At 68.0% G+C, this 24,797-nt stretch carries 26 protein-coding genes; 17 read left to right on the top strand and 9 right to left on the bottom strand.

The genetic code is table 11. From position 1 onward, the window contains the following. Window positions 1-34: 34 nt before the first annotated feature. On the bottom strand, window positions 35-532 hold the full coding sequence (locus IBX22_RS11900; protein ID WP_194815769.1) for a PH domain-containing protein: 498 nt from the start codon (window positions 530-532) through the stop codon (window positions 35-37). Window positions 533-811: 279 nt separating this feature from the next. On the opposite strand from IBX22_RS11900, the gene IBX22_RS11895 reads away from it, so the two are divergent. The 3 genes from IBX22_RS11895 to dapC all read left to right on the top strand — a co-directional run bounded on the left by IBX22_RS11895 (window position 812) and on the right by dapC (window position 4,957). Next, complete coding sequence (locus tag IBX22_RS11895) at window positions 812-3,346, top strand: bifunctional FO biosynthesis protein CofGH (protein ID WP_375540234.1); 2,535 nt, start codon at window positions 812-814, stop codon at window positions 3,344-3,346. Window positions 3,347-3,530: 184 nt separating this feature from the next. Next, window positions 3,531-3,851, top strand: coding sequence for a ferredoxin (gene fdxA, locus IBX22_RS11890; RefSeq protein ID WP_194815326.1), 321 nt, complete (start codon window positions 3,531-3,533; stop codon window positions 3,849-3,851). Continuing rightward, the gene (gene dapC / locus IBX22_RS11885; RefSeq protein ID WP_194815325.1) at window positions 3,848-4,957 is read left to right on the top strand and encodes a succinyldiaminopimelate transaminase; all 1,110 of its coding nucleotides are present in this window, start codon (window positions 3,848-3,850) and stop codon (window positions 4,955-4,957) included. The genes fdxA and dapC overlap by 4 nt, the downstream gene beginning before the upstream one ends. Before the next feature lie 41 nt (window positions 4,958-4,998). Here dapC and IBX22_RS11880 read toward each other — a convergent pair whose 3' ends face one another. Together IBX22_RS11880 and IBX22_RS11875 are read right to left on the bottom strand one after the other, a co-directional pair. Continuing rightward, a complete protein-coding gene (locus tag IBX22_RS11880; protein ID WP_194815798.1) occupies window positions 4,999-5,166 on the bottom strand; it encodes a hypothetical protein in 168 nt (55 codons plus the stop codon). 28 nt (window positions 5,167-5,194) lie between these two features. After that, window positions 5,195-5,605, bottom strand: a complete 411-nt coding sequence (locus IBX22_RS11875) for a hypothetical protein (protein ID WP_228538304.1) — start codon at window positions 5,603-5,605, stop codon at window positions 5,195-5,197. A 181-nt stretch (window positions 5,606-5,786) separates the two neighbouring features. Here IBX22_RS11875 and IBX22_RS11870 point away from each other — a divergent pair, with 181 nt between their 5' ends. The 3 genes from IBX22_RS11870 to IBX22_RS11860 all read left to right on the top strand — a co-directional run bounded on the left by IBX22_RS11870 (window position 5,787) and on the right by IBX22_RS11860 (window position 9,982). After that, window positions 5,787-7,283 (top strand): serine/threonine-protein kinase, encoded by a 1,497-nt coding sequence (locus tag IBX22_RS11870; RefSeq protein ID WP_309234548.1) that lies wholly within the window; start codon window positions 5,787-5,789, stop codon window positions 7,281-7,283. 70 nt (window positions 7,284-7,353) lie between these two features. Then, window positions 7,354-8,994: an L-glutamate gamma-semialdehyde dehydrogenase gene (pruA, locus tag IBX22_RS11865; protein ID WP_194815324.1), complete on the top strand. Its 1,641-nt coding sequence runs from the start codon at window positions 7,354-7,356 to the stop codon at window positions 8,992-8,994. A gap of 25 nt (window positions 8,995-9,019) precedes the next feature. Continuing rightward, window positions 9,020-9,982 carry a proline dehydrogenase family protein gene (locus IBX22_RS11860; RefSeq protein WP_375540218.1) on the top strand — a complete coding sequence of 321 codons (963 nt, stop codon included), beginning with the start codon at window positions 9,020-9,022 and terminating at the stop codon, window positions 9,980-9,982. On the opposite strand, the gene IBX22_RS11855 is transcribed toward IBX22_RS11860, so the two are convergent. After that, window positions 9,983-10,846, bottom strand: a complete 864-nt coding sequence (locus IBX22_RS11855) for an oxygenase MpaB family protein (RefSeq protein WP_194815323.1) — start codon at window positions 10,844-10,846, stop codon at window positions 9,983-9,985. A 122-nt stretch (window positions 10,847-10,968) separates the two neighbouring features. On the opposite strand from IBX22_RS11855, the gene IBX22_RS11850 reads away from it, so the two are divergent. Further along, window positions 10,969-11,604, top strand: a complete 636-nt coding sequence (locus IBX22_RS11850; protein WP_194815322.1) for a TetR/AcrR family transcriptional regulator — start codon at window positions 10,969-10,971, stop codon at window positions 11,602-11,604. Here the strand turns inward: IBX22_RS11850 and IBX22_RS11845 are convergent. Beyond that, window positions 11,601-12,467, bottom strand: a complete 867-nt coding sequence (locus IBX22_RS11845) for an oxygenase MpaB family protein (protein WP_194815321.1) — start codon at window positions 12,465-12,467, stop codon at window positions 11,601-11,603. The two genes, IBX22_RS11850 and IBX22_RS11845, sit on opposite strands and share 4 nt — an antisense overlap. Before the next feature lie 148 nt (window positions 12,468-12,615). Between IBX22_RS11845 and IBX22_RS11840 the strand changes: the two genes are divergently transcribed. Beyond that, on the top strand, window positions 12,616-14,028 hold the full coding sequence (locus tag IBX22_RS11840; protein ID WP_194815320.1) for an acyl-CoA synthetase: 1,413 nt from the start codon (window positions 12,616-12,618) through the stop codon (window positions 14,026-14,028). An 87-nt stretch (window positions 14,029-14,115) separates the two neighbouring features. On the opposite strand, the gene dapD is transcribed toward IBX22_RS11840, so the two are convergent. After that, window positions 14,116-15,063, bottom strand: coding sequence for a 2,3,4,5-tetrahydropyridine-2,6-dicarboxylate N-succinyltransferase (gene dapD / locus IBX22_RS11835; RefSeq protein ID WP_194815319.1), 948 nt, complete (start codon window positions 15,061-15,063; stop codon window positions 14,116-14,118). A 121-nt stretch (window positions 15,064-15,184) separates the two neighbouring features. Between dapD and IBX22_RS11830 the strand changes: the two genes are divergently transcribed. From IBX22_RS11830 to IBX22_RS11790, 9 genes are all read left to right on the top strand, one after another. Further along, window positions 15,185-15,571: a glyoxalase/bleomycin resistance/extradiol dioxygenase family protein gene (locus tag IBX22_RS11830; RefSeq protein WP_194815318.1), complete on the top strand. Its 387-nt coding sequence runs from the start codon at window positions 15,185-15,187 to the stop codon at window positions 15,569-15,571. A gap of 22 nt (window positions 15,572-15,593) precedes the next feature. Next, window positions 15,594-16,154 carry a helix-turn-helix transcriptional regulator gene (locus IBX22_RS11825; RefSeq protein WP_194815317.1) on the top strand — a complete coding sequence of 187 codons (561 nt, stop codon included), beginning with the start codon at window positions 15,594-15,596 and terminating at the stop codon, window positions 16,152-16,154. A 251-nt stretch (window positions 16,155-16,405) separates the two neighbouring features. Then, a complete protein-coding gene (gene dapE / locus IBX22_RS11820) occupies window positions 16,406-17,503 on the top strand; it encodes a succinyl-diaminopimelate desuccinylase (protein ID WP_194815316.1) in 1,098 nt (365 codons plus the stop codon). 188 nt (window positions 17,504-17,691) lie between these two features. Then, window positions 17,692-18,444 carry a TIGR00730 family Rossman fold protein gene (locus IBX22_RS11815; RefSeq protein WP_375540233.1) on the top strand — a complete coding sequence of 251 codons (753 nt, stop codon included), beginning with the start codon at window positions 17,692-17,694 and terminating at the stop codon, window positions 18,442-18,444. Further along, on the top strand, window positions 18,438-18,995 hold the full coding sequence (locus tag IBX22_RS11810) for a TIGR00730 family Rossman fold protein (RefSeq protein ID WP_194815315.1): 558 nt from the start codon (window positions 18,438-18,440) through the stop codon (window positions 18,993-18,995). The genes IBX22_RS11815 and IBX22_RS11810 overlap by 7 nt, the downstream gene beginning before the upstream one ends. Window positions 18,996-19,006: 11 nt before the next feature. Beyond that, window positions 19,007-20,770 carry a long-chain-acyl-CoA synthetase gene (locus tag IBX22_RS11805; RefSeq protein WP_194815314.1) on the top strand — a complete coding sequence of 588 codons (1,764 nt, stop codon included), beginning with the start codon at window positions 19,007-19,009 and terminating at the stop codon, window positions 20,768-20,770. 54 nt (window positions 20,771-20,824) lie between these two features. After that, on the top strand, window positions 20,825-21,202 hold the full coding sequence (locus IBX22_RS11800; protein WP_194815313.1) for a hypothetical protein: 378 nt from the start codon (window positions 20,825-20,827) through the stop codon (window positions 21,200-21,202). Window positions 21,203-21,312: 110 nt separating this feature from the next. Then, window positions 21,313-22,197, top strand: coding sequence for a dihydropteroate synthase (gene folP / locus IBX22_RS11795; protein ID WP_194815312.1), 885 nt, complete (start codon window positions 21,313-21,315; stop codon window positions 22,195-22,197). Further along, a complete protein-coding gene (locus IBX22_RS11790) occupies window positions 22,194-23,102 on the top strand; it encodes a glucosyl-3-phosphoglycerate synthase (RefSeq protein ID WP_194815311.1) in 909 nt (302 codons plus the stop codon). Before folP ends, IBX22_RS11790 begins: the two co-directional genes overlap by 4 nt. A gap of 29 nt (window positions 23,103-23,131) precedes the next feature. On the opposite strand, the gene IBX22_RS11785 is transcribed toward IBX22_RS11790, so the two are convergent. From IBX22_RS11785 to tatB, 3 genes are all read right to left on the bottom strand, one after another. Continuing rightward, the gene (locus IBX22_RS11785) at window positions 23,132-23,296 is read right to left on the bottom strand and encodes a hypothetical protein (protein WP_194815310.1); all 165 of its coding nucleotides are present in this window, start codon (window positions 23,294-23,296) and stop codon (window positions 23,132-23,134) included. A 138-nt stretch (window positions 23,297-23,434) separates the two neighbouring features. Then, on the bottom strand, window positions 23,435-24,295 hold the full coding sequence (locus IBX22_RS11780; RefSeq protein ID WP_194815309.1) for a hypothetical protein: 861 nt from the start codon (window positions 24,293-24,295) through the stop codon (window positions 23,435-23,437). A gap of 68 nt (window positions 24,296-24,363) precedes the next feature. After that, complete coding sequence (gene tatB, locus IBX22_RS11775) at window positions 24,364-24,768, bottom strand: Sec-independent protein translocase protein TatB (protein ID WP_194815308.1); 405 nt, start codon at window positions 24,766-24,768, stop codon at window positions 24,364-24,366. Window positions 24,769-24,797 lie beyond the last annotated feature (29 nt).

The following is a 24,797-nucleotide window of genomic DNA, read 5'->3' as shown; positions in this document are numbered from 1 at the left end:
GGTTGCACCGATAGCGGTGGATCGGCGACCTCGGTCACGTCGCGTCCCCGCGATGCTGCGCGGCGATTTCGGTGAGTCGCTGCACGGTCTGCTCGGCGACCGGCAGATCCAAGGCGGAGATGTGCACCGCGCCCGCGGACGAGGCGGTCGTGACGGTCACCGTGGCCAGCCCCAGCATCCGCTCCAGCGGTCCACGCTGGGTGTCCACGGTCTGGACCCGGGAGATCGGCGCGACCCGGCTCTCCTGCGTCAGCCAGCCGACCCGGGTGTACACGGCTTCCTCGGTCACCTCCCACCGATGCACCGCGTACCGCCACAGCGGCACCAGCACGGTGGTGATCGCGACCAGCACCAGCACCAGGCCCAGCGACAACAACGCCGAGCCGCGGCGATCGGCATCGACCGCCGCCCAGACCAGCAGCGCGATCACCGGAATCAGCCAGCCCGCCGCCACCTGCAATGCCCACAGCAATCGTGCCTTGGGACTGGGACGCCAGGCGGGATCGGCCATGATCGGGCGCGGCAGCGTCATCTTGCCATCTTGCCCGAACTTCGAGAGCAGGCAAACGAACAGGGCGTCGAGCGTGCCGAGCGGAAGCCGCCGCGGGGGAATAACGAAGCGCGGTGGCGCGGTTGTCCCGCTCATGACCGGGGTGCGTGCCCGGGTTGGATGACGCACGAGCAGTCGAGGGAGACAGTCCGGGATGTGTAGCGCATGATCGAGGGCGTGAGTGAGCGCAGCGAACGAACCAAGGGCACAGCGGAGCTAGCGACGCCGAGTGTTCCCCCTGCACCGCCCACGCCGTCGGCTATGCGGCGGGCGTTGCGGCGCGCGCGTGACGGCGTGACGCTGAACGTGGACGAGGCGGCCGTGCTGCTGCACGCGCGCGGCGAGGATCTGGCCGATCTGTGCCTGAGCGCCGCGCGAGTGCGGGATGCGGGGCTGGAGTCGGCGGGCCGGCCCAAGACGATCAGTTATTCGCGCAATGTGTTCATCCCGCTGACCCGGTTGTGCCGGGACAAGTGTCACTACTGCACGTTCGTGACGGTGCCGGGCAAACTGCGCGCCGAGGGCAAGGGCATGTTCCTGGAGCCCGACGAGGTGCTCGAGATCGCGCGCCGCGGCGCCGAACTGGGTTGCAAGGAGGCGCTTTTCACCCTCGGTGACCGCCCCGAGGACCGCTGGCCCGAGGCCGCGCAGTGGCTCGACGAACGCGGCTACGACTCCACCCTGGACTATCTGCGCGCCGTGTCGATCATGGTGCTGGAGGAGACCGGCCTGCTGCCGCACCTGAATCCGGGCGTGATGAGCTGGGAGGAGATCTCGCGGCTCAAGCCGGTGGCCCAGTCGATGGGCATGATGCTGGAGACCACCGCGGCCCGGCTGTTCACCGAGAAGGGCAACTGCCACTACGGCAGCCCCGACAAGGATCCCGCGGTCCGGCTGCGCGCCATCACCGACGCGGGCCGGCTCTCGGTGCCCTACACCACCGGTATTTTGGTCGGCATCGGCGAGACGCTGACCGAGCGCGCCGAGTCGATCATGGCGATCCGTAAGCAGCACAAGGCTTTCGGGCACATCCAAGAAGTCATCATCCAGAACTTCCGGGCCAAGGACGACACCGCCATGCGCGATGTCCCCGACGCGGGGATGGACGAGTTCCGCGCCACCATCGCGGTCACCAGACTGCTGCTGGGTCCCGATGTTCCGGTGCAGGCGCCGCCGAACCTGGTGTCGCACGAGGAATGTCGCGCGCTGATCGACGCGGGTATCGACGACTGGGGCGGCGTCTCCCCGGTGACCCCGGATCACGTGAACCCGGAACGGCCCTGGCCGAATCTGGACACGCTGCGGGAGATCACCGAGGCGGCCGGCTACCAGCTGGTCGAAAGGACTTCCGCGCACCCGAAATACGTGCGTGCGGGCAATCCGTGGATCGATCCGCGCATCGGCGCGCACGTGGCCGCGCTGACCGATCCGCAGACCGGTCTGGCGAACCCGGCCGCCATGCCGAAGGGCCTGCCGTGGCAGGAGCCGGACGAGTCCTGGGAGTCCGCCGGTCGCGTGGATCTCAACACCTCGATCGACACCACGGGCCGGAATACCGAGTCCCGCAGTGATTCCGGGCTCGGCGAGGAGATCGTCGGCGCGTTCGGCGACTGGGAGACGATCCGCGAGCAGGCCCGCGACTTGGCGGTCACCGCGCCGGAACGCCTCGACTCCGATGTTCTCGCCGCCCTGCGCGCCGCCGAAAAGGACCCCGCCGGGCTCACCGACGACGGCTACCTCGCGCTGGCCACCGCCGATGGCGCGAACCTGGAAGCCGTTGCGGCACTTGCCGATCAGCTGCGCCGCGATGTCGTCGGCGACGATGTCACCTACGTGGTGAACCGGAACATCAACTTCACCAACATCTGCTACACCGGCTGCCGTTTCTGCGCCTTCGCCCAGCGCAAGGGTGACGCCGACGCCTTCACCCTGAGCACCGATGAAGTCGCCGACCGCGCCTGGGAAGCCCACGTGGACGGGGCCACCGAGGTCTGCATGCAGGGCGGTATCGACCCGGAGCTGCCGGTCACCGGGTACGCCGATCTGGTGCGCGCGGTGAAGAAGCGGGTGCCGTCCATGCACGTGCACGCCTTCAGTCCGATGGAGATCGTGAACGGCGCCTCGCGCGGCGGCCAGAGCATCCGCGACTGGCTGGTCGCGCTGAAAGAGGCCGGGCTGGACACGATTCCGGGCACGGCCGCGGAAATCCTGGACGACGAGGTGCGCTGGGTGCTGACCAAGGGCAAGCTGCCCAGCTCGGCCTGGATCGAGGTGATCAGCACCGCGCACCAGATCGGTCTGCGCTCCAGTTCGACCATGATGTACGGCCACGTCGACAACCCCAAGCACTGGGTCGGGCATCTGCGGGTGCTGAGCGGAATCCAGGACCAGACCGGCGGTTTCACCGAATTCGTGCTGCTGCCGTTCGTGCATCAGAGTTCGCCGTTGTACCTGGCCGGCGCGTCCCGGCCGGGTCCGACGATCCGGGACAACCGCGCCGCGCACGCCCTGTCCCGCATCATGCTGCACGGCCGCATCGACAACATCCAGACCAGCTGGGTGAAACTCGGCACGGCGGGCACCCGCATGATGCTCAACGGCGGCGCCAACGACCTGGGCGGCACCTTGATGGAGGAGACCATCTCCCGCATGGCCGGCTCCCAGCACGGCTCCGCCAAGACCGTCGCCGAGCTCACCGAGATCGCCACCGGCATCGGCCGTCCGGTCCGGGAACGCACCACCGTTTACGGCCGGGTCGACCGGACGAACACCCCGCTGCCGCTTACGGTGGGATAGCCGAATCCCCACATGCTGGACGGCAGGCGACGGATCCACTCCGGCGGCACTAGGATCTAGGTGCTGGGACGTCGGTGCGGACGGGGCGCTTAGGGCAGACTGACCGGTAGTAACGTGGGGTATCCCGATAGGGTTTCGCAGGCGGGACCATCGCCGCAGGTGAGGACAGACTAGGAGAACGGCAGTGCCGTACATCATCGCTGAACCGTGCGTTGACGTGAAGGACAAGGCATGCATCGAGGAATGCCCCGTGGACTGCATCTACGAGGGTGGTCGCATGCTGTACATCCAACCCGACGAGTGCGTGGACTGTGGTGCATGTGAACCGGTGTGCCCGGTGGAGGCGATCTTCTACGAAGACGACACCCCGGATCAGTGGAGCGGCTACGTGAACGCGAACGTCGACTTCTTCCACGAGCTGGGTTCCCCGGGCGGCGCGACGAAGGTCGGCGCGGTCGATTACGACCCGCCGTTCATCAAAGAACTACCTCCGATGGCGGAATGAGCCCACGACTACGGGTCAGCAGTCTGCTACCCGATTTTCCCTGGGACACGATCGCAGCGGTCAAGGCGAGAGCGGCGGCGCACCCCGATGGGCTGGTCGATCTGTCGGTCGGCACGCCGGTCGACCCTGTCGCGCCGCTGATCCGTACCGCCCTGAACTCGGTGGCGGAGGTGCCCGGCTACCCGACCACGCACGGCACCCCGGAGTTGCGGGCCGCTGCCGTGGAGGCCATGAAGCGCCGCTTCGGCATCACCGGCGTCGATCAGGCCGCGGTGCTGCCGGTGATCGGTACCAAGGAGCTGATCGCGGGCCTGCCCCGGCTGCTCGGGCTCGGCACGGGCGACCTGATGGTCATCCCCGAGGTCGCCTACCCGACCTACGAGGTGGGCGCACTGCTCGCGGGTACGCAGGTGCTGCGCGCCGACGGACTGACCAAGTCCGGCCCGCAGACACCGGCGCTCATCTACGTGAACTCGCCGTCGAATCCGACCGGCCGCGTGCTCCCCGTCGACCACCTGCGCAAGGTGGTGGCCTTCGCCCGCGAACGCGGTGCGATCGTGGCTTCCGACGAGTGCTACCTGGGCCTGACATGGGAGGGTCGCGCCGCCTCCATCCTCGACCCCGAGGTGTGCGACGGCGACCACACGAATCTGCTTGCCATCCACTCGCTTTCGAAGACTTCGAACCTGGCCAGCTACCGCGCCGGTTTCGTGGCGGGCGACCCGGACCTGGTCGCCGAGCTGCTCGAGGTGCGCAAGCACTCCGGGATGATGCTGCCGCTGCCGATTCAGGCCGCTATGACGGCCGCGCTGGGTGACGACGCGCACGAGGCGCAGCAGCGCGAACGTTACCGCGCCCGCCGCGAGATTCTCCGGAATGCGTTGCAGGCGGCCGGTTTCCGCATCGATCACTCCGAGGCGGGCCTGTACCTGTGGTCCACCCGGGGCGAGAACTGCCGCGCGACCCTGGACTGGCTGGCCGAGCGCGGCATCTTGGCGGCGCCCGGAGACTTCTACGGGCCGAACAGTCACGAGCATGTACGCATCGCGCTGACGGCTAGCGACGAGCGCATTACCGCTGCCGCCCAACGCCTTTCGGCGAACTGATCCCGGCATCCCGGCGCGTTGTGCGCCGGGACCCAGGTGGGTTACTCGGGAGCAGCCGAGGTTTCTTCCGGTCCGGCACCGGACCGGCTGGGCGACACCCGGATCACTCCCGCGTCCAGATCCAGTTCGACTCGGGGGCGATCGGTCTCCCCGTTGCTGTCTCCGCTGCCCTCATCGGCCAGCTTCTGGCCAGGGAATAGCTCACCCATGATGCCCATGGCACCACCCTAGCCGCGCTCAGCGCAGCGCCGGGTCGGTGACCTTGTCGCTGCTCCCGGCCGCGGCGTAAACCCGGTCCTGCAGATCGAGCAGCAGGTTGCCGGGCTGTACCTCGACGAAGGTCCGGCTGATCACCCCGCCCTGCGGGCACCAGACCGCGACCTCGTGCCGGCCGGGCTTCAGATTGTTGATGACCATGGTGCCGGACGGATGCATGCTGATGCTCTGCGTATCGGGGGTGCCCATGCTCGGATCGATATTGCATCGATCCGCCGGGTACTGGGTCCCGGTGACGGTCACCTTGACCCGCTCCCGCCCCGGGACAACCTGAGCGGAACCCCAATGGTCGTCGGCTTGGGCGAGCGCGGGCGTAGCCAGCATCAGCGAGCCGGCAGCGAGGACGGTGGCAAGAATGCGCGGGGAAGTCATGGGATGAGCCTAGGTCGCACATGATCGTCGACGCCACTCCCGAACACCTGGCAGCCGCTGAACAGCCTCGGCGCGAACCGAATTCAGCTCGAATTCCGCGCACGGCTCGAGGGGTGGCGCCGGTGGACGCCAGGTCGCGCCGGCGCATCGCGCTCCGTAGTGTGGAGCCGATTGTCAGCAGGTGAAGGGGTTTGGTGCGATGCAAGGGGCGGGGCTCACCTTCGGGACGGTGTTCGCGGGGTATCAGATCGAGCGGCCGCTCGGCCGCGGCGGGATGGGGACCGTGTACGCGGCACGCCATCCCCGGTTGCCGCGGCAAATCGCCCTGAAGCTACTCAACCGGGACTTGTACGCGGACGAAACCGCGCGCCTGCGGTTCGAGCGGGAAGCCGATGTCGCTGCGCGGCTGGATCATCCGAATATCGTCTCGGTGCTGGATCGGGGAGCCGAGGACGGGGTGCTGTGGATCTCGATGCAGTATGTCGAGGGCAGCGACGCGGCGGCGTTCGGCGGTGCACCGCTGGATCCGATGCGGGCCGCGCGCATCATCGGACAGACCGCGGAGGCCTTGGACCACGCCCACGAACGTGGAGTGCTGCACCGTGATGTGAAGCCGGCGAACATTCTGCTCGCCGCCGCCCGCGACGGTGACCGCGTGTTGCTGACCGACTTCGGCATCGCGCGACTGCGCGATGATCAGCACCAGGCAACCAAGACCGGGGAGTTCCTGGCGACGCTGGCCTATGCTGCGCCGGAACAGCTTTCGGGTCTGCCGATCGACCACCGCGCCGATCAGTACGCGCTGGGCTGCACACTGTTCGCCCTGCTGACCGGCGCGCCGCCGTTCCAGGCCGGTAACCCGGGCGCGGTGGTCGCGGCCCATCTGACCCAGCCCGCTCCGCAGGCCCGCCGGGTCGTACCGCACCTACCGCCCGCGGTAGATGCCGCGATCGCCCGCGCCATGGCCAAGGATCCGGCGGAGAGATTCGCCAGCTGTGTCGAATTCGCGCAGACGGTACTGCGGGCGCTCGCCGGGCCGGCGCACAACCCGGTGCCTGCGGGCGGGTGGCAGCCGGTCCCGCAGCCGGCTCGCGTCGCCCCGCACCCCACCGTCGTGGCTCGCACCCGGAGCCGGGGAGTTTCGGCCGGCTGGCGAACCGTCGCCGTGCTGGCCGTGCTGGCGCTGGTCGGCGGAGTCGGTGCGGCCGGCGTGTATTGGAAGTTTCTGCGGCCCGTGTCCAAGACACCGTGGGGCTTCCAGCAGTCCATCGCGATCGCGTTCCCGCAGTTGATCCCACAGGCCCCCGGTGGCATCGGGTGGCGGGGCGTGCAGTGCTGGGGCGTCGGCACGGTGGTCGCGCAGCCGGGCGATCCGCTCCCGGCCAAGCAGATCACCTGTAAGGACCCCGAGGGGCTGACGATCTGGTTCACCGAGTACGAGCAGCAAGCGGATGTGGACACCTACCTCCGGGCCCACACGACCCATGTCGGCGAACGGGAGTTCTCCAGGCCGGGCGGGTTGCGGCTGTACCGGCCGATCGACCCGGCGGCCCCGTTCTCGCTGGCCACCTATGGCTGGGTGAGTTCGTTCACCAACCGTATTCTCGTGGAGGTGTCCTGGCCGGGGCACACCTTCGAGGACGTGCGCGACCAGTGGTGGCAGTCCGCCCCGTTCTGATCGCGCCGACACGCCCCGATAGGGGGCCGCATCCGCCGCCCGTGGCGTACTCGCAGGGCTAACCTGAGTTATGGACGCTGTCACGGTTGTCCCTACTCCCGCGAACGAACCGGTGCACTCCTACGCACCGGGGAGCCGGGAGCGTGCGCTACTGGTCGCGAAGCTCGCCGAGATCTCTGCCGAATCCGTCGATGTGCCGCTGGTGATCGGTGGCAAGCATCGGCCGGGGACCGGGCAGGGCCACGATATCGTCGCGCCGCACCGGCATCGCCACGTCTTGGGGACCTACACCGATACCACTCATTCCGAAGCGCGCGCGGCCATCGATGCGGCGGTCGCGGCCGCGCCCGCCTGGCGGGCGCTGCCGTTCGACGAGCGCGCCGCCGTGCTGTTGCGGGCCGCCGACCTGCTGGCCGGGCCGTGGCGCGAAACCATCGCCGCCGCAACCATGCTGGGGCAGTCGAAGACGGCGCAGCAAGCCGAGATCGACGCGCCCTGCGAGCTGGTCGACTTCTGGCGGTTCAATGTGGCGTTCGCGCGGGACATCCTGGCGCAGCAGCCGCAGTCCAGCCCCGGGGTGTGGAACCGGATGGACTATCGGCCGCTGGAAGGATTCGTCTACGCGATCACGCCGTTCAACTTCACGGCGATCGCGGGCAATCTGCCGACCGCGCCCGCGCTGATGGGCAATACCGTGGTGTGGAAACCATCACCCACGCAGACGCTTTCGGCGTTCTACACGATGCGGTTGCTGGAGGCGGCGGGGCTGCCGCCCGGCGTGATCAATATGGTGACCGGCGACGGGGTGGCGCTCTCGGAGATCGCGCTGGCCGATCCGCGCCTAGCCGGTATCCACTTCACCGGGTCCACCAAGACCTTTCAGTACCTGTGGCAGGAAGTCGGCGCGAATATCGGCCGCTACCACGGCTATCCGCGTCTGGTGGGGGAGACCGGCGGCAAGGATTTCATCGTCGCGCACCCCTCCGCCGAGCCGGACTCGTTGCGTACCGCGCTGATTCGCGGCGCGTACGAGTATCAGGGACAGAAGTGCTCGGCCGCTTCTCGCGCATATATTCCGCGCTCGCTGTGGCGGCGGATGGGCGACGACTTCCTGGCCGAAGTCGAGGAGCTGACCTACGGCGATGTCACGGATCTGTCGAATTTCGGTGGGGCGGTGATCGATCGGCGGTCCTATGACAAGAACGTCGCCGCCATCGAGCGCGCCCGCGGGGCGGGGCTCACCATCCCGGTCGGCGGTACCTACGACGACGCCGAAGGCTGGCTCATCCGCCCGACGGTGCTGCTGGCCGACGACCCGCGCGACGAGTCCTTCGCCACCGAGTACTTCGGGCCGATCCTGTCGGTGTACGTCTACGACGACGCCGAACCAGGCGCCTACGCGTCGATCCTCGACGAGGTCGACTCCGCCGCGCCCTACGCGCTCACCGGCGCGGTCTTCGCCCAGGACCGCCAGGCGGTCGAACAGGCCGGAGCCGCACTGCGTTTCGCGGCGGGCAACTTCTACATCAACGACAAGCCGACCGGCGCGGTGGTCGGGCAGCAGCCCTTCGGTGGCGCCCGCGCCTCCGGCACCGACGACAAGGCCGGCTCGCCGCTGAACCTGCTGCGCTGGATCGCACCGCGCACCATCAAGGAAACCTTCGACCCGCCGGCCGAGTACCGGTATCCGCATATGCAGGCGGAGGGATGACCCTTCCCGTTTCCCGGAGTGCGGCATGGGGATGAATCCGCTGCGCCCGGTAATTCTCGCGGCGGCCGACTCGCCGCGGATGAAGCGCGCCATCACCGGCACGAAGATCACCGCGGACATCGTGCGACGGTTTGTGGCGGGCGAGGATCGGAGCGAGTTGCTGCCCGTGGTCGCCGATCTGCTGGCGAGTCGCCGGTTGATCAGTGTGGATTTCCTCGGCGAGAACACCACCGACCGCGCGCAAGCCGATGCCATGGTGGCGGAATACCTTTCGCTGATCAACGATCTGGCGGCGGCGCCGCGGCCCGCCCTGCCGGGGATCGGGGCGGCTCCGGTCGAGGTGTCGGTGAAGCTCTCGGCGCTCGGTCAGGCGCTGCCCGTCGACGGGCCCGCCATCGCGACCGAGAACCTGCGCATCCTGTGCGCCAAGGCCGACGAGGCCGGGGTGTGGGTGACTGTGGATGCCGAGGACCACACCACCACCGACGCCACCCTGGCGGCCGTGCGTGAGTTGCGAGCCGAATTCCCTTGGCTGGGAGCGGTTTTGCAGGCGTATCTGCATCGCACCGAATCCGACTGCGCGGAACTGGCCGGGCACGGTTCGCGAATCCGGTTGTGCAAGGGGGCCTATCGAGAACCGCGCGAGGTGGCGTTCCAGCGCGCGAGCGAGGTCACCGACTCCTACCTGCGCTGCCTGGAGACCCTGATGCGCGGCGACGGCTACCCGATGGTCGCCACCCACGACCCGGTGCTGATCCTCGCCGCCGAGCAGCTCGCCGCCGAAACCGGCCGCGACATCGGCAATTTCGAGCATCAGATGCTGTACGGCATCCGCGACTCCGAGCAGTCGCGGCTGGCGGGCGCGGGGAACGCGATGCGTGTCTACGTGCCCTACGGCAGCCAGTGGTACGGGTACCTCACCCGCCGACTGGCCGAACGCCCGGCCAACCTGACCTTCTTCCTGCGGGCGCTGGTCAGCAAGAGCTGATCAGACCAGCGGTTTGCCGAGACGACGGCGGACGCGCATGTCCAGCAGGTAGGCGTTCATCGGAAACATCCGCGCCTGCTTGGGAAGTCGCGTGTGTACCGCCGCGATCGTGCGCAGCGTGCGCTCGAAGCGGGCCTCGTCGCGGGCGGTCCACGCCAGGCGCATTTCGTCGCGCAAGTGCTGGGGCAGCAGCCCGGTCACGATGAAGCGCTGCAATCGGGCGAAGGTCAGCCGGATCGGGCGAGGCATCATCGTCAGGTCGATCATGTCGTTGAAGTAGCGGCGCAACTCGGGCTCGATGGACTTGGTGGCCAGGTTCTCGTCCCAGTACCGCTGGAAGGCGGCGCGGTCGGCCGGCCACATCTCCGGGCGCATCTGCAAGGTGGTGCCCAGCCGCGCGCAGTACTGGTAGAAAGCCTCGGCCATCGCCGGCGCCATCGGGCCGTGGATGCGGGTGTGCAGATCGTCGATGCCCCAGTACAGGCAGGCCGCGACCCACAGCTGCAGATTCGGGTCGAAGGCGTTGTACTTGACCGGGCTGGTCGCGGTGGACCGCACCGGGCGGTGCGACTCGTTGACGGCCTCGCGGTAGGCGACGCGCTCCTCGTCGGTGCCCATCAGCGCGACCGCGAGATAGGTGAGCGTGGTGCGCAGCCGCTTGACCGGATGCAGGGTGACCTTGCCGCTGTCGACCGTGCTCTCCAGCACGCCGCGCCCGACGGGACGCAGGCTGAGCTGCATGATGACGTTGGCCGCGCCGCCCAGGAAGGCGGCGACACCGTCCATGTGCTCTTGCACGGTGTCCGGCGTGAACGGGGTGTAGGCGACCGGTTCGGAGTCGTGGGCACGAGATGCGGCTGTCATGGCTCCCCATTGAGCTGTGAGACGATTTACATCGAACCTTCTCATCCTCTCGGCACTGTGTCAATGATGATCGAAGGACGTCATCGCCTCACGGCATACCGCGGGTAGATAGGGTGGACACCATGGCGAGGCTGACCAAGTTGCTGTCGCTGGTGCGCAGCACCGGCCCCGAGGATCGCAATCAAGCGCGCGTGCTCGACGCGGCGCTGATGGCGTTCCTCGACTTCGGAATCAAACGCACCAGCATGGTCGAGGTGGCCCGGCGCTGTGGGCTGTCCCTCGCGACGCTGTACCGGCGCTTCGCCAGCAAATCCGATCTGATCCAGGCGGTCGCACTGCGGCAGACCCGCGACTTCATCGACGAGGTGGACGCCGTCCTGCAGCGCCAGGTCGACCGCGACGCCAGCGCCGAGGACCAGATCGTCGAACTGTTCGCCGCCTTCCTCACCGGCCTGCGCGAGAACAAGCTGGTGCACCGATTGCTCGCCACCGAACCGGAATTCGTGCTGCCCTTCCTCACCACGCAGGGTGCGCCGATCATCGAGCTGGGTCGCGACTATCTCGCCGAGTTCGTCACCCGGCTGCAGGCGGAAGGCAAACTGCCGGAATACGATCCGGCGCCGCTGGCCGAAATGATCGCGCGCACGGCGATTTCGCTGGCGCTCACGCCGCAGACGGTGATCCCGCTCGGTGACGACGCCGCGATCCGGCAGTTCGCCCGCGACCATGTGGTGGTGTCGTTCCGGGTGCCGAGCTAGACGAGCCGCAACCCCAGGCGCCGGCGCAATCGGAAGTCGGCCATATAGGCGTTGACCGGAAACATTCTGACCGCCTTCGGCATTCGGCCCGACACGGCGCCGAGGGTCTGCAGCAGAGCGGCGAGCAGCTGGTCGTCGAAGGCGCTCCAGCGCATGTCCATCTGCTCGCGCAGGTGCGGCGGCAACATTCCGGCGACCACCCAGCGATGGAACTTCGCGAACGGGAGCCGGGCGGGCAGGGGCAGCATCTTCAGATCGATCAGGTCGTCGAAATAGGCGCGGACCGGCGGATCGATCCGGGTGCGCGCCAGATTCTCGGCCCAATACGCGTCGAACGCGGCGCGGTCGGCGGGCCACATTTCGGGACGCATCTGTAAGGTGGTGCCGAGGCGGGCGGCGAAATAGTAGTAGGCGTCAGCGGCCTGCTCGTCCATCGGGCCGTGCAGCCGCTCGTACATATCGCGGGCGCCCCAATACAGGCAGGCGGCCACCCAGAGCTGGAGCTTCGGGTCGAAGGCGTTGTATTTCACCGGACTTGCCGCGGTCGAGCGGACCGCCCGATGTGAGCGATTCACCGCGTCGCGATAGGCCGCGCGCTCCTCGTCGTCGCCGAGCATGGCCACCGACAGGTAGGTCACCGTGGTCCGCAACCGCTTGATCGGATGCAACGTGACTTTTCCGCTGTCCACGGTGCTCTCGACTACGCCGTACCCGACCGGTGGCTCCGCGAGCTGCATGATTACATTCGCCGCGGCCCCGAAGAAGGCGGTGGCGCCATCGAGATACCGCGCGATATCGAAATCCGCGCCGGGGGAATCGCTGGGCGGCGCCGAATTGTGCGCTGCGCGAAGCGGACTGGTCATGATCGACCTCGTTCTCGTCGTTGAGAAGGTTATGCGCCAACTGTCTCACTGCCTCGCGAGAGTGTCAACGGTCACACCCGATTCGTGGCCTCGGAAGCCGGGCCGGCCGGGGCCGCAGTAGCGTGGGCGAGTGTCTTACGGTCCGCCATTGTTGCTTCGTTCACTGAATCCGCTCGCTGTCGCCGCGGGGGCGGATATCCCTGACGCGGTCACCATCGCGGGGGTGACGTTGTCGCGCAGTGACCTACTCGGCGCGGCGACCTCGGTGGCCGAGCGGATCTCGCGCGCGGAACGGGTTGCGGTGCTGGCCGAACCGACCGCGACGACGGTGCTCGCGGTGGTGGGCTGCCTGATCGCGGGCGTGACCGTGGTGCCGGTTCCGCCGGATTCCGGGAGCGCCGAGCTCGCGCACATCCTGACGGATTCGGGTGCCCAAGCGTGGCTGGGGGCGGTCCCGGAGGGCACGGGCCTGCCGGTGGTGCCGGTGCGGGTGCACGCCCGATCCTGGCATACCTATCCCGAACCTGACCCGGCCACAACGGCTTTCGTGCTCTACACCTCCGGGACGACCGGCCCGCCGAAGGGCGTCGTGCTCAGCCGCGGGGCCATCGCCGCCGGGTTGGACGCGCTCGCCGATGCGTGGGCCTGGACGCCGAATGATGTTCTTGTGCACGGGCTTCCGCTGTTCCACGTGCACGGCCTGATCCTCGGGCTGCTCGGCCCGCTGCGGGTGGGCAGTCCGCTGATCCACACCGGCAAACCCACTCCGCAGGCGTATGCCGCCGCCCGCGGCACGCTGTACTTCGGAGTGCCTACGGTGTGGTCGCGCATCGCCGAAGACGTCGATGCCGCAAAGCAATTGGCCCACGCCCGCCTGCTCGTTTCGGGCAGCGCGCCCCTGCCGGTCCCGGTCTTCGAGAAGCTGCGCGAGCTCATCGGCCACGCCCCGGTCGAGCGCTACGGCATGAGCGAAACCATGATCACCCTGTCCACCCGTGCCGACGGCGAACGCCGCCCCGGCTGGGTCGGCACCCCCGTCGCGGGCGTCCAGACCCGGCTCCGTGACGAGGCGGGCAACGACTTCCCGCACGACGGCGAAAGCATTGGCGGCCTCCAGGTTTCGGGCCCCATGCTCTTCGACGGCTACCTCAACCGCCCCGACGCCACCGCTGAAAGCTGGACCCCCGACGGCTGGTTCAAAACCGGCGACGTCGCCGCCATCGACCCCGCGGGTTTCCATCGCATCGTCGGCCGCGAATCGGTAGACCTCATCAAGTCCGGCGGCTACCGCATCGGCGCGGGCGAAATCGAAACCGCCCTCCTCGGCCACCCCGCAGTCGCCGAAGCCGCAGTCGTCGGCGTCCCCGACCCCGACCTCGGCCAGCGCATCATCGCCTTCGTCGTCCTGCGCGATCCCGCCTCCGATTCCATCGACCAACAGCTGATCACCTATGTGGCCGAACAGCTTTCGGTACACAAGCGCCCCCGCGAAATCCGCGTCGTGGATTCACTGCCCCGCAACGCCATGGGCAAGGTGCAGAAGAAGCTGCTCGGGGATTGACCTCGAGCTGACAGCGGCTCGTGCGGCTGGCTCAGCAGAACGCCCACCGGCTTGATGCCGGTGGGCGTTTCACACTGCGGGTGGCGCTCAGTCGTTGGCGTGCAGTGCGGCGTTGAGTTCGATGCCGGTGCCCTTGCGGGGGACGACCTCGACGGCGCCGGTTTGGGAGTTGCGGCGGAAGAGGAGGTTGTTCTGGCCGCTCAGGGTGGCTGCCTTGACGATGGTGCCGTCGGGGGTGCTGACCTTGGTGCCCGCGGTGAGGTAGAGGCCGGCTTCGAGAACGCAGTCGTCGCCGAGCGGGATGCCGAGGCCGGAGTTGGCGCCGAGCAGCGAGCGCTCGCCGATGGAGATGATCGTGGTGCCGCCGCCGGAGAGGGTGCCCATGGTGGAGGCGCCGCCGCCGATGTCGGAGCCTTCGCCGACCACGACGCCGGCCGAGATGCGGCCTTCGACCATGGAGTTGCCGAGGGTGCCGGCGTTGAAGTTCACGAAACCCTCGTGCATGACGGTGGTGCCCGAGGCCAGGTGGGCGCCGAGGCGGACGCGGTCGGCGTCACCGATGCGGATGCCGGAGGGGACCACGTAATCGACCATGCGCGGGAACTTGTCGATGCTGTAGACGGTGACCGGGCCGCGGGCGCGCAGCTTGGCGCGCACAGTCTCGAAACCTTCGACGGCGGCCGGGCCGTGGTTGGTCCACACCACATTGCTGAGCAGGCCGAACTGGCCGTCCAGGCTGATCTCGTGCGGCTTGACCAGGCGATGTGAGAGCAGGTGCAGGCGCAGGTAGACGTCGTGCGCGTCGACCGGCGCGGCGGACAGGTCCGCGATGGTGGTGCGCACCGCGATCACATCGACACCGCGGGCGTCGTCGAAACCGAGCAGCGCCGCGAACTCCGCAGGCGCCTCCTCCAGGCGCTTGGTGTCGGTCTCGGCGAACTCGCCCAGTTCCGGACTCGGGTACCAGGTGTCCAGGACGGTTCCGTCCGCGGTCACGTTGGCGATACCGATTGCTGCTGCTCCCTGAATGCTCACGTCAGAAGAGGTTACCCACTGTTCCTGAGCAGTGGTCAGCTACCTGCCACCCTTCTAGCCAAATTTGTCTACTCGAGCTACGCTGATTCCGGTAACCAAATTTGGCTAGATAGGAGTTCGGATGTCCTCTGTAACCCCGTACGTGATGGTCGACGACGCCACTGTCTTCCGTGCGTTCCTCGAGCAGGTCTTCGAGGCCGAGGTGACCGACGTGGTGCCGCTACCCACGGACCCGAAGCGAATGATCCACGCGCAAGCCCACATCGGCGACAGCTCGCTGTTCTTCGCCGATTCCGGCCCGGACGGTGGTCGCTGCCTGAGCTCACCCACCGAGCCGGTGCATGTCCAGCTGTGGAGTCAGGTACCCGATCCCGAAGGCGCCTACGAGCGGGCGATCACCGCCGGTGCGCGCCCGGCCGCGCCGGTCACCGTCCAGGCGGACGGCAGCCGGATGGGCGGCTTCGTCGACCCGTTCGGCACACTGTGGTGGGTCACCGCACCGGCCTGACCATTCGACCTGGAGGTACCACGTGACGGCGGTTCGACTGCTCGTGCTCGGCGCGGTCCGGCGTCGTGGCCGCACCCACGGCTACCAGGTGCGCGCCGACCTGGAATCCTGGGGCGCGCACGAATGGGCAAGGGCCACTTCGGGTTCGGTGTACCACGCGCTGAAGTCCCTGACCAAGGACGAACTACTGCGTGCGCACGACACCAGCCCGAGCGAAGCAGGCGGACCGCCGCGCATGGAATACGAGGTGACCACCGCGGGCGAGCAGGCCTACCTCCAGCTGCTGCGTTCCGCGCTGGCCCGCCGCGACCCCCGCCTCGACCTGCTCGCGGCGGCCGTCGGCTTCATCGACGACCTGCCCCGCGCCGATGCTGTTGCGCTGCTGCGGGATCGGGCCCGCGAGTTGGGTGAATGGCGCGCCAGCATCACCACCCATCTGCCCCCGGACACCGATCTCGACACCTGGGGCCCAGTCGGCGAAGTCCTCGGCCTGTGGCTCGACACCGCCGACAGCCGCGCCGCCTGGACCATGCGCCTGATCGGCAGGCTTGAGGGCGGCGCGTTCAAGATGGCCGACGACTAGTCCGCCGAGGGCCGCTGGATCGCCCGCCGGGAAGGTGTCCGCGCGTTAGCCAGTCTCTTGGGTCAAGGTGTACTAGCTCTCCCACTCTGAGCGACAATGCCTGCCGAGGGCCGAGATCGTCGCTCAAAGTGGGAAGCAACTTAGTCATACCCCTTTTGGCCAGCTACTTCGGCGCTAAGTCGTTCACGGTAGGGGTTGTTCTCCGCCGCCACTCGTGACTGAGCGCGGCAGCAGGGTCGTAGGCTGGGCGGGTGAACCTCGACCTGTCTGCCGATCCCATCGCGCTCACCGCGGCCCTTGTCGATATCCCCAGTGTTTCGCTGGATGAGAAGGTCATCGCCGATGCGGTCGAGCAGGCATTGCGGGAGCAGACGAGCGGGTTCGAGGTGCTGCGGCACGGGAATGTAGTGCTGGCGCGGACGAATCGGGGGCTGCCGGCGCGGGTGATTCTGGCGGGGCATCTGGATACCGTCCCGATCGCCGACAATGTGCCGAGCCGGTTCGAGCAGGACGCGGCGGGGGAGCAGGTGCTGTACGGGTGCGGCACCGTCGATATGAAGTCGGGGGACGCGGTGTTCCTGCACCTGGCCGCGACCATCGCCGACCCGGTGCACGATCTGACGCTGATCTTCTACGACGGCGAGGAGATCGCGGCCAAGCACAACGGCCTCGGGCACATCGAACGGGAGCTGCCGGAATGGCTGGAAGGTGATCTGGCGATCCTCGGCGAACCGTCCGGCGGCTGGATCGAGGCGGGTTGCCAGGGCACGATGCGGGCTCGGTTGAGTACTGCGGGCGTCCGGGCGCATTCGGCGCGAGCGTGGAAGGGCGACAACGCGATTCACCGGCTCGCCCCGATCCTGCAGCGCCTCGCTGAATATCAGGCGCGGGAGGTCGACATCGATGGCTGTGTCTATCGAGAGGGTTTGTCCGCGGTGCGCGTCGCCGGTGGGGTAGCGGGCAATGTCATCCCGGACGCCGCCGAGGTGGACGTGAATTTCCGCTTCGCCCCGGACCGTTCGGTCGAACAGGCCGTCGAGCATGTGCGCGAGGTCTTCGACGGCCTCGAGCTGAGCTTCGAGGTCACCGACTCCGCCCCGGGCGCGCTGCCCGGCCTCACCGCCCCCGCCGCCAAGGGCCTGATCGACTCGGTCAACAGCCATGGCGGCGGCGGTGTGCGCGCCAAGTACGGCTGGACCGACGTGTCCCGCTTCGCCGCCCGCGGCATCCCCGCCGTCAACTTCGGTCCGGGCGACCCCAACCTCGCCCACAAGCGCGACGAGCACTGCCCGACCGCGCAGATCACCGCCGTCACCGCCATGCTGCGGACCTACCTGACCGGCTCCTAGCCGCGGCCACGCCCAGCGGTAGCGTGGAGCGCATGTCCAGCGACGCTGCCGAACCCGAGGTTGCCAGTCCGCCCACAGCCGGTACCCCGGCTACCGATCCACCCGCTCAGCCGATGCTCGGCACCCCGGTCGACAGCGCGCCGGTCGCCAGCGGCCCGGTACCGGGCCTGCCCAAATCCACACCGAAGATGCGAGGACCGATCATGTTCCGGCGGGATCGGAAACCGGGGCTGCGGACCGCGGACCAGAACCTACTCGACGATCACGGTCCCAGCGACTGGGTGCACACCGATCCGTGGCGGGTGCTGCGGATCCAGTCCGAGTTCGTGGAGGGCTTCGGCGCGCTGGCCGAGGTGCCGCCGGCGGTCTCGGTCTTCGGTTCCGCCCGCACACCCGTCGACACTCCCGAATATCAGGCGGGCATGGCGATCGGCGCCGCGCTGGCCAGAGCCGGGTTCGCGGTGATCACCGGTGGCGGACCGGGCGCGATGGAGGCGGTGAACCGCGGCGCCTCCGAGGCCGGCGGGTATTCGATCGGCCTCGGTATCGAGTTGCCGTTCGAGCAGAGCCTCAACGAGTGGGTCGACCTCGGCATCAACTTCCGCTACTTCTTCGCGCGCAAGACCATGTTCGTGAAGTACTCGCAGGCCTTCGTCTGTCTCCCCGGCGGTTTCGGCACTCTCGACGAATTGTTCGAGGCGCTCACCCTGGTGCAGACACGCAAGATCACCCGGTTCCCGATCATCCTGTTCGGCACCAAATACTGGTCCGGCCTGATGGATTGGCTGCGGGATTCGCTGGCCGCCTCGGGCAAGATCGCCCTTGGCGACCTGGACCTGCTGCATGTCACCGACAGCGTCGAAGAAGTGGTGGCGTTCATTACCAGCAATGCCGCGGCGGGTGGCGCCGCCGATGCGATCGGTACGGAGGATTCGTGGTGAGTGAACCTGTGGTGCAGCCTTATTCGGTGTGCGTGTATTGCTCGGCGAGCACGGCCGACACCGATTACCTGACCCTCGCTGCCCAGGTCGGTACCGAGATCGCTGGCCGTGGTTGGCAATTGGTGTCGGGCGGCGGGCACGTGTCGATGATGGGCGCGGTCGCCACCGCCGCCCGGGCCGGTGGCGCGAACACCGTCGGCGTCATCCCGAAACACCTGGTGCACAAGGAAGTCGCCGACACCGACGCCGACGAACTGGTCGTCACCGACACGATGCGACAGCGCAAGCAGATCATGGAGGACCGCGCCGACGCCTTCCTCACTTTGCCCGGCGGTATCGGCACGCTGGAGGAATTCTTCGAAACCTGGACCGGCGGATACCTCGGGCAGCACGACAAGCCGGTGGTGCTGCTGGACCCGAATGGCTTCTACCGCGGCCTGTTCGACTGGATCGACGAGTTGTACAACCGAAAGTTCGTGCCGCAACCGGCTTTGGATCGGATCACAGTGGCTAACACCTTGGAAGAGGCCTTCGCGGCTTTGCGACCCTGAGGAGATGTGCTGTGAGTGAGACGCGTACGACGGTCAGCCTGTTCGACCTGGCGAAGTCCTTGCCCCGCATGGCTTTCGACGCGCCGTCGATGCTGCGCGGCGCGAAGGGCATGCTGGTCAGCGGCGGCAGCAAGGCCTCGGTCGGCCTGTACTTCCAGCGCAACGCGCACCGGCACCCGGACCGGCTTTTCCTGCGGTTCCAAGGGCAGAAGTTCACCTACCGTGAGGCTAACGCCGAGGTGAACCGGTACGCGCACGTGCTCGCCGACCGCGGTGTCAACCGCGGTGACGTGGTCGGTGTGCTGATGACGAACCGGCCCGAGACCCTGTTCGTGGCGCTGGCCGTGGTCAAGCTCGGCGCCACCGTAGGCCTGCTCAACTACAACCAGCGCGACGAAGTGCTCTCGCACAGCTTCGGCCTGCTGGAGAGCGTGCTCGATGTGATCGGCGAGGAATGCCAGGAGGCCTTCGACTCGCTCGCCGAGGCGCCGTCGAATGTCTTGTTCAGCAACGATCTTCGCGAAGCCGCCCGCGGCGCCGACGATTCCGATCCGGCGGTGTGCGCGCAGGTCACCGCCCGCGAGCGCGCCTTCCTGATCTTCACCTCCGGCACCACCGGCCTGCCCAAGGCCAGTGTGATGACGCACCGGCGCTGGACCCAGTCCATGTCCGGTCTCGGCGGTCTGGGCGTGCGCCTGAACGGCGGTGACGCCCTCTACTGCTGCCTGCCGCTGTACCACAACAACGCGCTCACGGTGGCGCTGTCGTCGGTGCTCGCGGGCAGCGCCACCTACGTCCTCGGCCAGAAATTCTCCGCCTCCGGCTTCTGGGACGAGATCATCGGCGAGGAGGCGACCGCGTTCATCTATATCGGCGAGCTGTGCCGGTATCTGCTGAACCAGCCCGCCAAACCCGCCGACCGGCAGCACAAGGTCCGGCTCGCTGTCGGCAACGGGCTGCGCCCGGAACTGTGGGACGAGTTCAAGAGCCGGTTCGGCATCAACCGCATCGTCGAGTTCTACGGTGCGAGCGAGGCGCCGGTCGCGTTCATCAACGCCTTCGGCGTCGATCGCACCGCCGGATTCACGGTGCTGCCGTTCACGATCGTGGAATACGACGAGGAGAACGGCGCGGCCAAGCGCGACTCGGACGGCCGGCTGCGCCGGGTCGGAGCAGGCGGGATCGGGCTGCTGCTGGCCAAGGTCACCAACCGCCAGCCCTTTGACGGCTACACCGACCAGGACGCGACCGAATCCAAGCTGGTGCGCGACGCGTTCAAAGACGGCGACGCCTGGTTCGACACCGGCGACCTGGTCCGCAATCAGGGCTGGTGGCACATCGCCTTCGTCGACCGGCTCGGCGACACCTTCCGCTGGAAGGGCGAGAACGTGGCCACCACGCAGGTGGAGGGCGCGTTGAACAAGTACGACGGCATCGACGAAGCGGTGGTGTTCGGCGTCGACGTTCCCGGCGCGGACGGCAAGGCGGGCATGGCCGCGATCACCCTGCGCGAGGACGCGACATTCGACGGCAAGGCCCTCGCCGAGCTCGCCTACGACCAGCTGCCCGGCTACGCGGTGCCGCTGTTCCTGCGCGTCGTTTCCGAGCTGGAGCAGACCTCCACCTTCAAGAGCCGCAAGGTCGACCTGCGCAAGCTGGGTTACGAATCGGACTCCGATACCGAGCTGTATGTCTTGTCGGGCCGCTCCGAGGGCTATGTGCCGTTCTACGACGACTACCCGGAGGATGTTGCGGCACGTCGCGCTCCCAAGTAGTGCCACCCGTTGGGGCACATAGCTTTCCGCTATTGCCCGGTAGCGTCAGTCGGCATGACAGAAGCGCAGAGCAAACACACCGTCATGCGTTCCTCCGTGATTCTCGCGAGCATCCTCGCGTTGTTCGCCGCCGCGCTGGTCGCGCTCGGCGGCGGCGTAGCCCAAGCCGCACCCGGCCTCGACATCCCCACCGGCAGTAGTACTGCCATGGGTCCCCAAGACGAGGGTGGCAATGGCGGCGAAGAGCCAGGCGCCGAGGGTGGCAAGGGGGAGGACGGCACCGACGGTGGCGGTAAGGGTGACGCCGGCAAGGGCGGCGAAAAGGGCGGCAAGGGTGGCAAGGGCGGTGACAAGTCGAAGGGAGCCGGCCAGGGCGTCGCTGGTGACGATGAAGACGACGAAGACGACAGCGATGACAGCAAAGACGACTAGGACCGTGTGATCTCAGGTCCATCGACCCCAGCCCCGGACGCGCCCTGCGCGCCCGGGGCTCGTTCGTACCGTAGATCTTGATGCGCCGCCCGCTGGGTACAGTCAAGGTCATGTTCAGCCCCGCCGCAATGCCGCTTCCTACGCTCTGCGGCAGACCGGTACCGGCGGATCGGGCGCTGGTGATGGCGATCGTGAATCGCACCCCCGATTCCTTCTACGACCGAGGCGCCACCTTCAGTGACGCGGCCGCGATGGACGCGGTCGCGCGCGCGGTGGACGAAGGCGCCGATCTGGTCGATATCGGCGGGGTGAAGGCGGGCCCGGGCAACCGGGTGGACGCGGCCGAAGAAGCCCGCCGCGTCGTGCCGTTCGTCGCGGCGATCCGAGGCAAATACCCGCAGCTATTGATCAGCATCGATACCTGGCGGGCCGAGGTGGCGCGTGCGGCGGTCGACGCGGGCGCGGACCTGATCAACGACACCTGGGCCGGCGCGGACCCCGATCTGGTGCGGGTAGCAGCGGAAACGGGGACGGGAATCGTGTGCAGTCACACCGGCGGCGCGGTGCCGCGGACCCGCCCGCACCGGGTCCGGTACGACGATGTGGTCGCGGAAGTGACGCGGACCGTGGTGGATGCCGCCGAACAGGCGCTCGCGGCGGGCGTGCGGCGGGATGCGATCCTGATCGATCCGACCCACGATTTCGGGAAGAACACCTATCACGGGCTCGAGTTGTTGCGGGCAGTAGACGTTCTCGTAAATACCGGATGGCCAGTGCTGATGGCGCTGAGCAACAAGGATTTTATCGGGGAGACTCTAGGTGTCGGTCTATCCGAACGATTGGAGGGCACATTGGCAGCAACCGCATGGTCCGCCGCCGCGGGCGCCCGGGTCTTCCGCGTCCACGAAGTAGCCGCGACCCGCCGCGTGGTCGACATGATCGCCGCTATCCAGGGCATTCGGCCCCCCGCACGCACCTCGCGAGGTCTGGCATGACGATCAATACCTGGGACAACCCCGATTGGGCGGTCGAAGCACTGGTCGACGCCAAGGACGGCCGCACGGTCTCGGTCGTGCTGCCCGCCTTGAACGAGGAAGCCACCGTCGCCGACGTGGTCGCCAGCATCCGCCCGCTGCTGGGCACCCTGGTCGACGAACTGATCGTGCTCGACTCCGGCTCCACCGACGCCACCGCCGAACGCGCCCGCGCCGCCGGCGCCGAAGTATTCACCCGCGAAGAGGCCGTTCCCGAACTGGAACCGGCGCCCGGCAAGGGTGAAGTCCTGTGGCGGTCACTGGCCGTCGCGAGCGGCGACCTCATCGCCTTCGTCGACTCCGATCTCATCGACCCCGACCCGGCTTTCGTCCCGAAACTGCTGGGCCCCCTGCTGACTGTCGACGACATGCAGTTGGTCAAGGCCTACTACCGTCGTCCGCTCCGGCAGGGCGGCGAGATCGACGCCCACGGCGGCGGCCGGGTCACCGAACTCGTCGCGCGCCCCCTGCTGGCCGCCCTGCGCCCGGAACTATCCCAGGTCCTGCAACCCCTGGGCGGCGAATACGCGGGCAGCAGAGAACTTCTCACGTCGGTACCGTTCGCACCCGGCTACGGGGTCGAAATCGGCCTGCTCCTCGACACCTACGATCGCCTCGGCCTGGAAGCCATCGGCCAGGTCAACCTGGGCGTCCGCACCCACCGCAACCGCCCCCTCGCCGACCTCGGCGTCATGTCCCGCCAAATCCTCGGCACGGTCCTGGGCCGCAGTGGCATTCAGGACTCCGGCGCCGCACTCACCCAATTCCCCATTGTCGGCGACGCTTTCACCGCGCAGAGCACCGAGGTCTCGCTCACCGACCGCCCCCCGATGAACACCTTGCGCCCCACCCGCGTCGCCGCCTGAGCGGATCTGCCAGGTGGCGCGCTGGGTGCTCAGCGGTCGGCGGTGGCCTCGGTCTCGGTCTCTTCGTTCAGGCGGGCCTGGATGGCGGCGACGGTGAGCTGGTCCGCGTCCGAGCCCGGGACGCGCAGCAGCAGGGCCACGAGCGCGCCGACGGCCAGGATCGCGGCCACGGTGATGATCACAATGAGGGTCATTGCTGCCTCCCCCGGATGCGCGACGCTCGGCGCACCCGTCTAGTTACATCAGAGCAATCTAGTGGGCGACTGCCCTTCGCATGGCATCGAGACGTGGTGAACTGCACCACATCATGATTCGGCCCAGCGGGCAATTCTTCAGCGACGAGTGCGTGGCGCCATCACACGGGAGTCGGAAGGATCGTGCCGGTAGACCGGCGTCAGAAGATCGGCGTCGACGGGCTCGCCGGTGCCGCGGTCGTAACGCACCGCGATCAGCACCGAGAACAGATGGTTGGCGGCTCGTTCGTGCAGGGTGGCCAGGCGGGTGGCCAGCAGCCGGATGGCGCCCAGGGATCCGGGTGGGTGCAGGCCGTCGATGATCAGGCAGGTGCCGCGGCCGTCCGGGCGGGGCAGGCGGGCCAGATAGGCGATGTCGTGCGGTTCGGGTCCGCCGGGGCGGTAGACCCGTCGGGCCGCGCGATCCTCGATGCCGCGGCGGGCATCACCGGCGCGGGCGACGGCGCGGCGCAGGCGCGGGTCGGCGGCGATGAGCTGGCGCAGGCTGGGGGAGAGCTCGGGACCGCCGACGATGATCAGCCCGTCGCGGTTCAGGTCGATCGGGCGGCCGGGCAGGAAATGTTCGACAGTGGCGCTGAATCCGAGTTCGTGCAGCAGTTCGGCCAGGCGCCCGGCCGCGGTGGCGTCGGGCGCGCCGAGCACCCGCCCCGCGCGCACTTCGGGCGCGATCACCGTGATCGGGCCGTGCCCGAAGAACAACCCTTCCGGGGCGGGACCCTGGGTGCTCACCTGATGGATGCGGGCGCGGGAAAGACCCGCGGCCGCACCGATTCTGGCGAAGGTCCAGCCCTCGGCATGAAGTTCCCTGATCACAGCTCTGCGAATGCGGGTCAGTTCGTTGATGGTCTGCTGGGCCGCCGCTACTCCGTCGGTTGCCGCTTTGAGCCGCTCGACCTTGTCCTCGATAGCGAAGACCCGTGCCACGTCATCGGCCGACATGTGCGAAGTCTAGACAGCTGGACAGCGTCAGGTGTCTAGAACGCTTGACGCCCGTGACCTTGCCGGGCCTATGTCGCGTCGTTGTCGATCGGCGGAGTTTCGTTGCGCTCCAGCGGTTTCTGCAGCTTCGGCATCGGGTAATCGGTCATCTTCGTGCTGTCCCGGAGATCTCCGACGGCGCCGTCGATGTCCTTGAATACCGAATCATCGCCGCCCAGCAAGTGTTTGGTGACCACCGCGCGGGGCGTCATGCCACGCAACTCGTTCAGGTCGGCCAGCGGCTTGCGCAGGTCGTCGAACTCGGGCCCCAGCTCCTGCTTGAGCTGGGTGGTCGCACCGCTGGCGTAATCACGCACCTGACGCAGGCTGCGCGTGGTCCAGCGAACCGCGCCGGGCAGACGCTCCGGGCCGAGGATCACGAGGGCGGCGACGAGCAAGATGACCATCTCGCTCCAGCCGATATTGCTGAACACGGATCCAACAGTACCCGGAGGTCAGGGCC

It is taken from the genome of Nocardia sp. XZ_19_385 (genome assembly GCF_015355755.1).
In the GTDB taxonomy this organism is placed as follows: Bacteria; Actinomycetota; Actinomycetes; order Mycobacteriales; family Mycobacteriaceae; genus Nocardia.
The sequence above is the reverse complement of the archived record's forward strand: the minus strand, read 5'-3'. Positions and strand labels throughout refer to the sequence as shown.

Bases quoted from the DNA above. Each gene is read 5' to 3' on its own strand.
- folP (WP_194815312.1), top strand. From the start codon at position 21,313: ATGTTCAGCCCCGCCGCAATGCCGCTTCCTACGCTCTGCGGCAGACCG.
- IBX22_RS11815 (WP_375540233.1), top strand. From the start codon at position 17,692: ATGCGAGGACCGATCATGTTCCGGCGGGATCGGAAACCGGGGCTGCGG.
- pruA (WP_194815324.1), top strand. From the start codon at position 7,354: ATGGACGCTGTCACGGTTGTCCCTACTCCCGCGAACGAACCGGTGCAC.
- IBX22_RS11900 (WP_194815769.1), bottom strand. From the start codon at position 532: ATGACGCTGCCGCGCCCGATCATGGCCGATCCCGCCTGGCGTCCCAGT.
- IBX22_RS11790 (WP_194815311.1), top strand. From the start codon at position 22,194: ATGACGATCAATACCTGGGACAACCCCGATTGGGCGGTCGAAGCACTG.
- IBX22_RS11850 (WP_194815322.1), top strand. From the start codon at position 10,969: ATGGCGAGGCTGACCAAGTTGCTGTCGCTGGTGCGCAGCACCGGCCCC.
- IBX22_RS11875 (WP_228538304.1), bottom strand. From the start codon at position 5,605: ATGACTTCCCCGCGCATTCTTGCCACCGTCCTCGCTGCCGGCTCGCTG.
- IBX22_RS11780 (WP_194815309.1), bottom strand. From the start codon at position 24,295: ATGTCGGCCGATGACGTGGCACGGGTCTTCGCTATCGAGGACAAGGTC.
- IBX22_RS11785 (WP_194815310.1), bottom strand. From the start codon at position 23,296: ATGACCCTCATTGTGATCATCACCGTGGCCGCGATCCTGGCCGTCGGC.
- IBX22_RS11880 (WP_194815798.1), bottom strand. From the start codon at position 5,166: ATGGGTGAGCTATTCCCTGGCCAGAAGCTGGCCGATGAGGGCAGCGGA.
- dapC (WP_194815325.1), top strand. From the start codon at position 3,848: ATGAGCCCACGACTACGGGTCAGCAGTCTGCTACCCGATTTTCCCTGG.
- IBX22_RS11860 (WP_375540218.1), top strand. From the start codon at position 9,020: ATGGGGATGAATCCGCTGCGCCCGGTAATTCTCGCGGCGGCCGACTCG.
- IBX22_RS11845 (WP_194815321.1), bottom strand. From the start codon at position 12,467: ATGACCAGTCCGCTTCGCGCAGCGCACAATTCGGCGCCGCCCAGCGAT.
- IBX22_RS11800 (WP_194815313.1), top strand. From the start codon at position 20,825: ATGACAGAAGCGCAGAGCAAACACACCGTCATGCGTTCCTCCGTGATT.
- IBX22_RS11855 (WP_194815323.1), bottom strand. From the start codon at position 10,846: ATGACAGCCGCATCTCGTGCCCACGACTCCGAACCGGTCGCCTACACC.
- IBX22_RS11830 (WP_194815318.1), top strand. From the start codon at position 15,185: ATGTCCTCTGTAACCCCGTACGTGATGGTCGACGACGCCACTGTCTTC.
- IBX22_RS11895 (WP_375540234.1), top strand. From the start codon at position 812: ATGCGGCGGGCGTTGCGGCGCGCGCGTGACGGCGTGACGCTGAACGTG.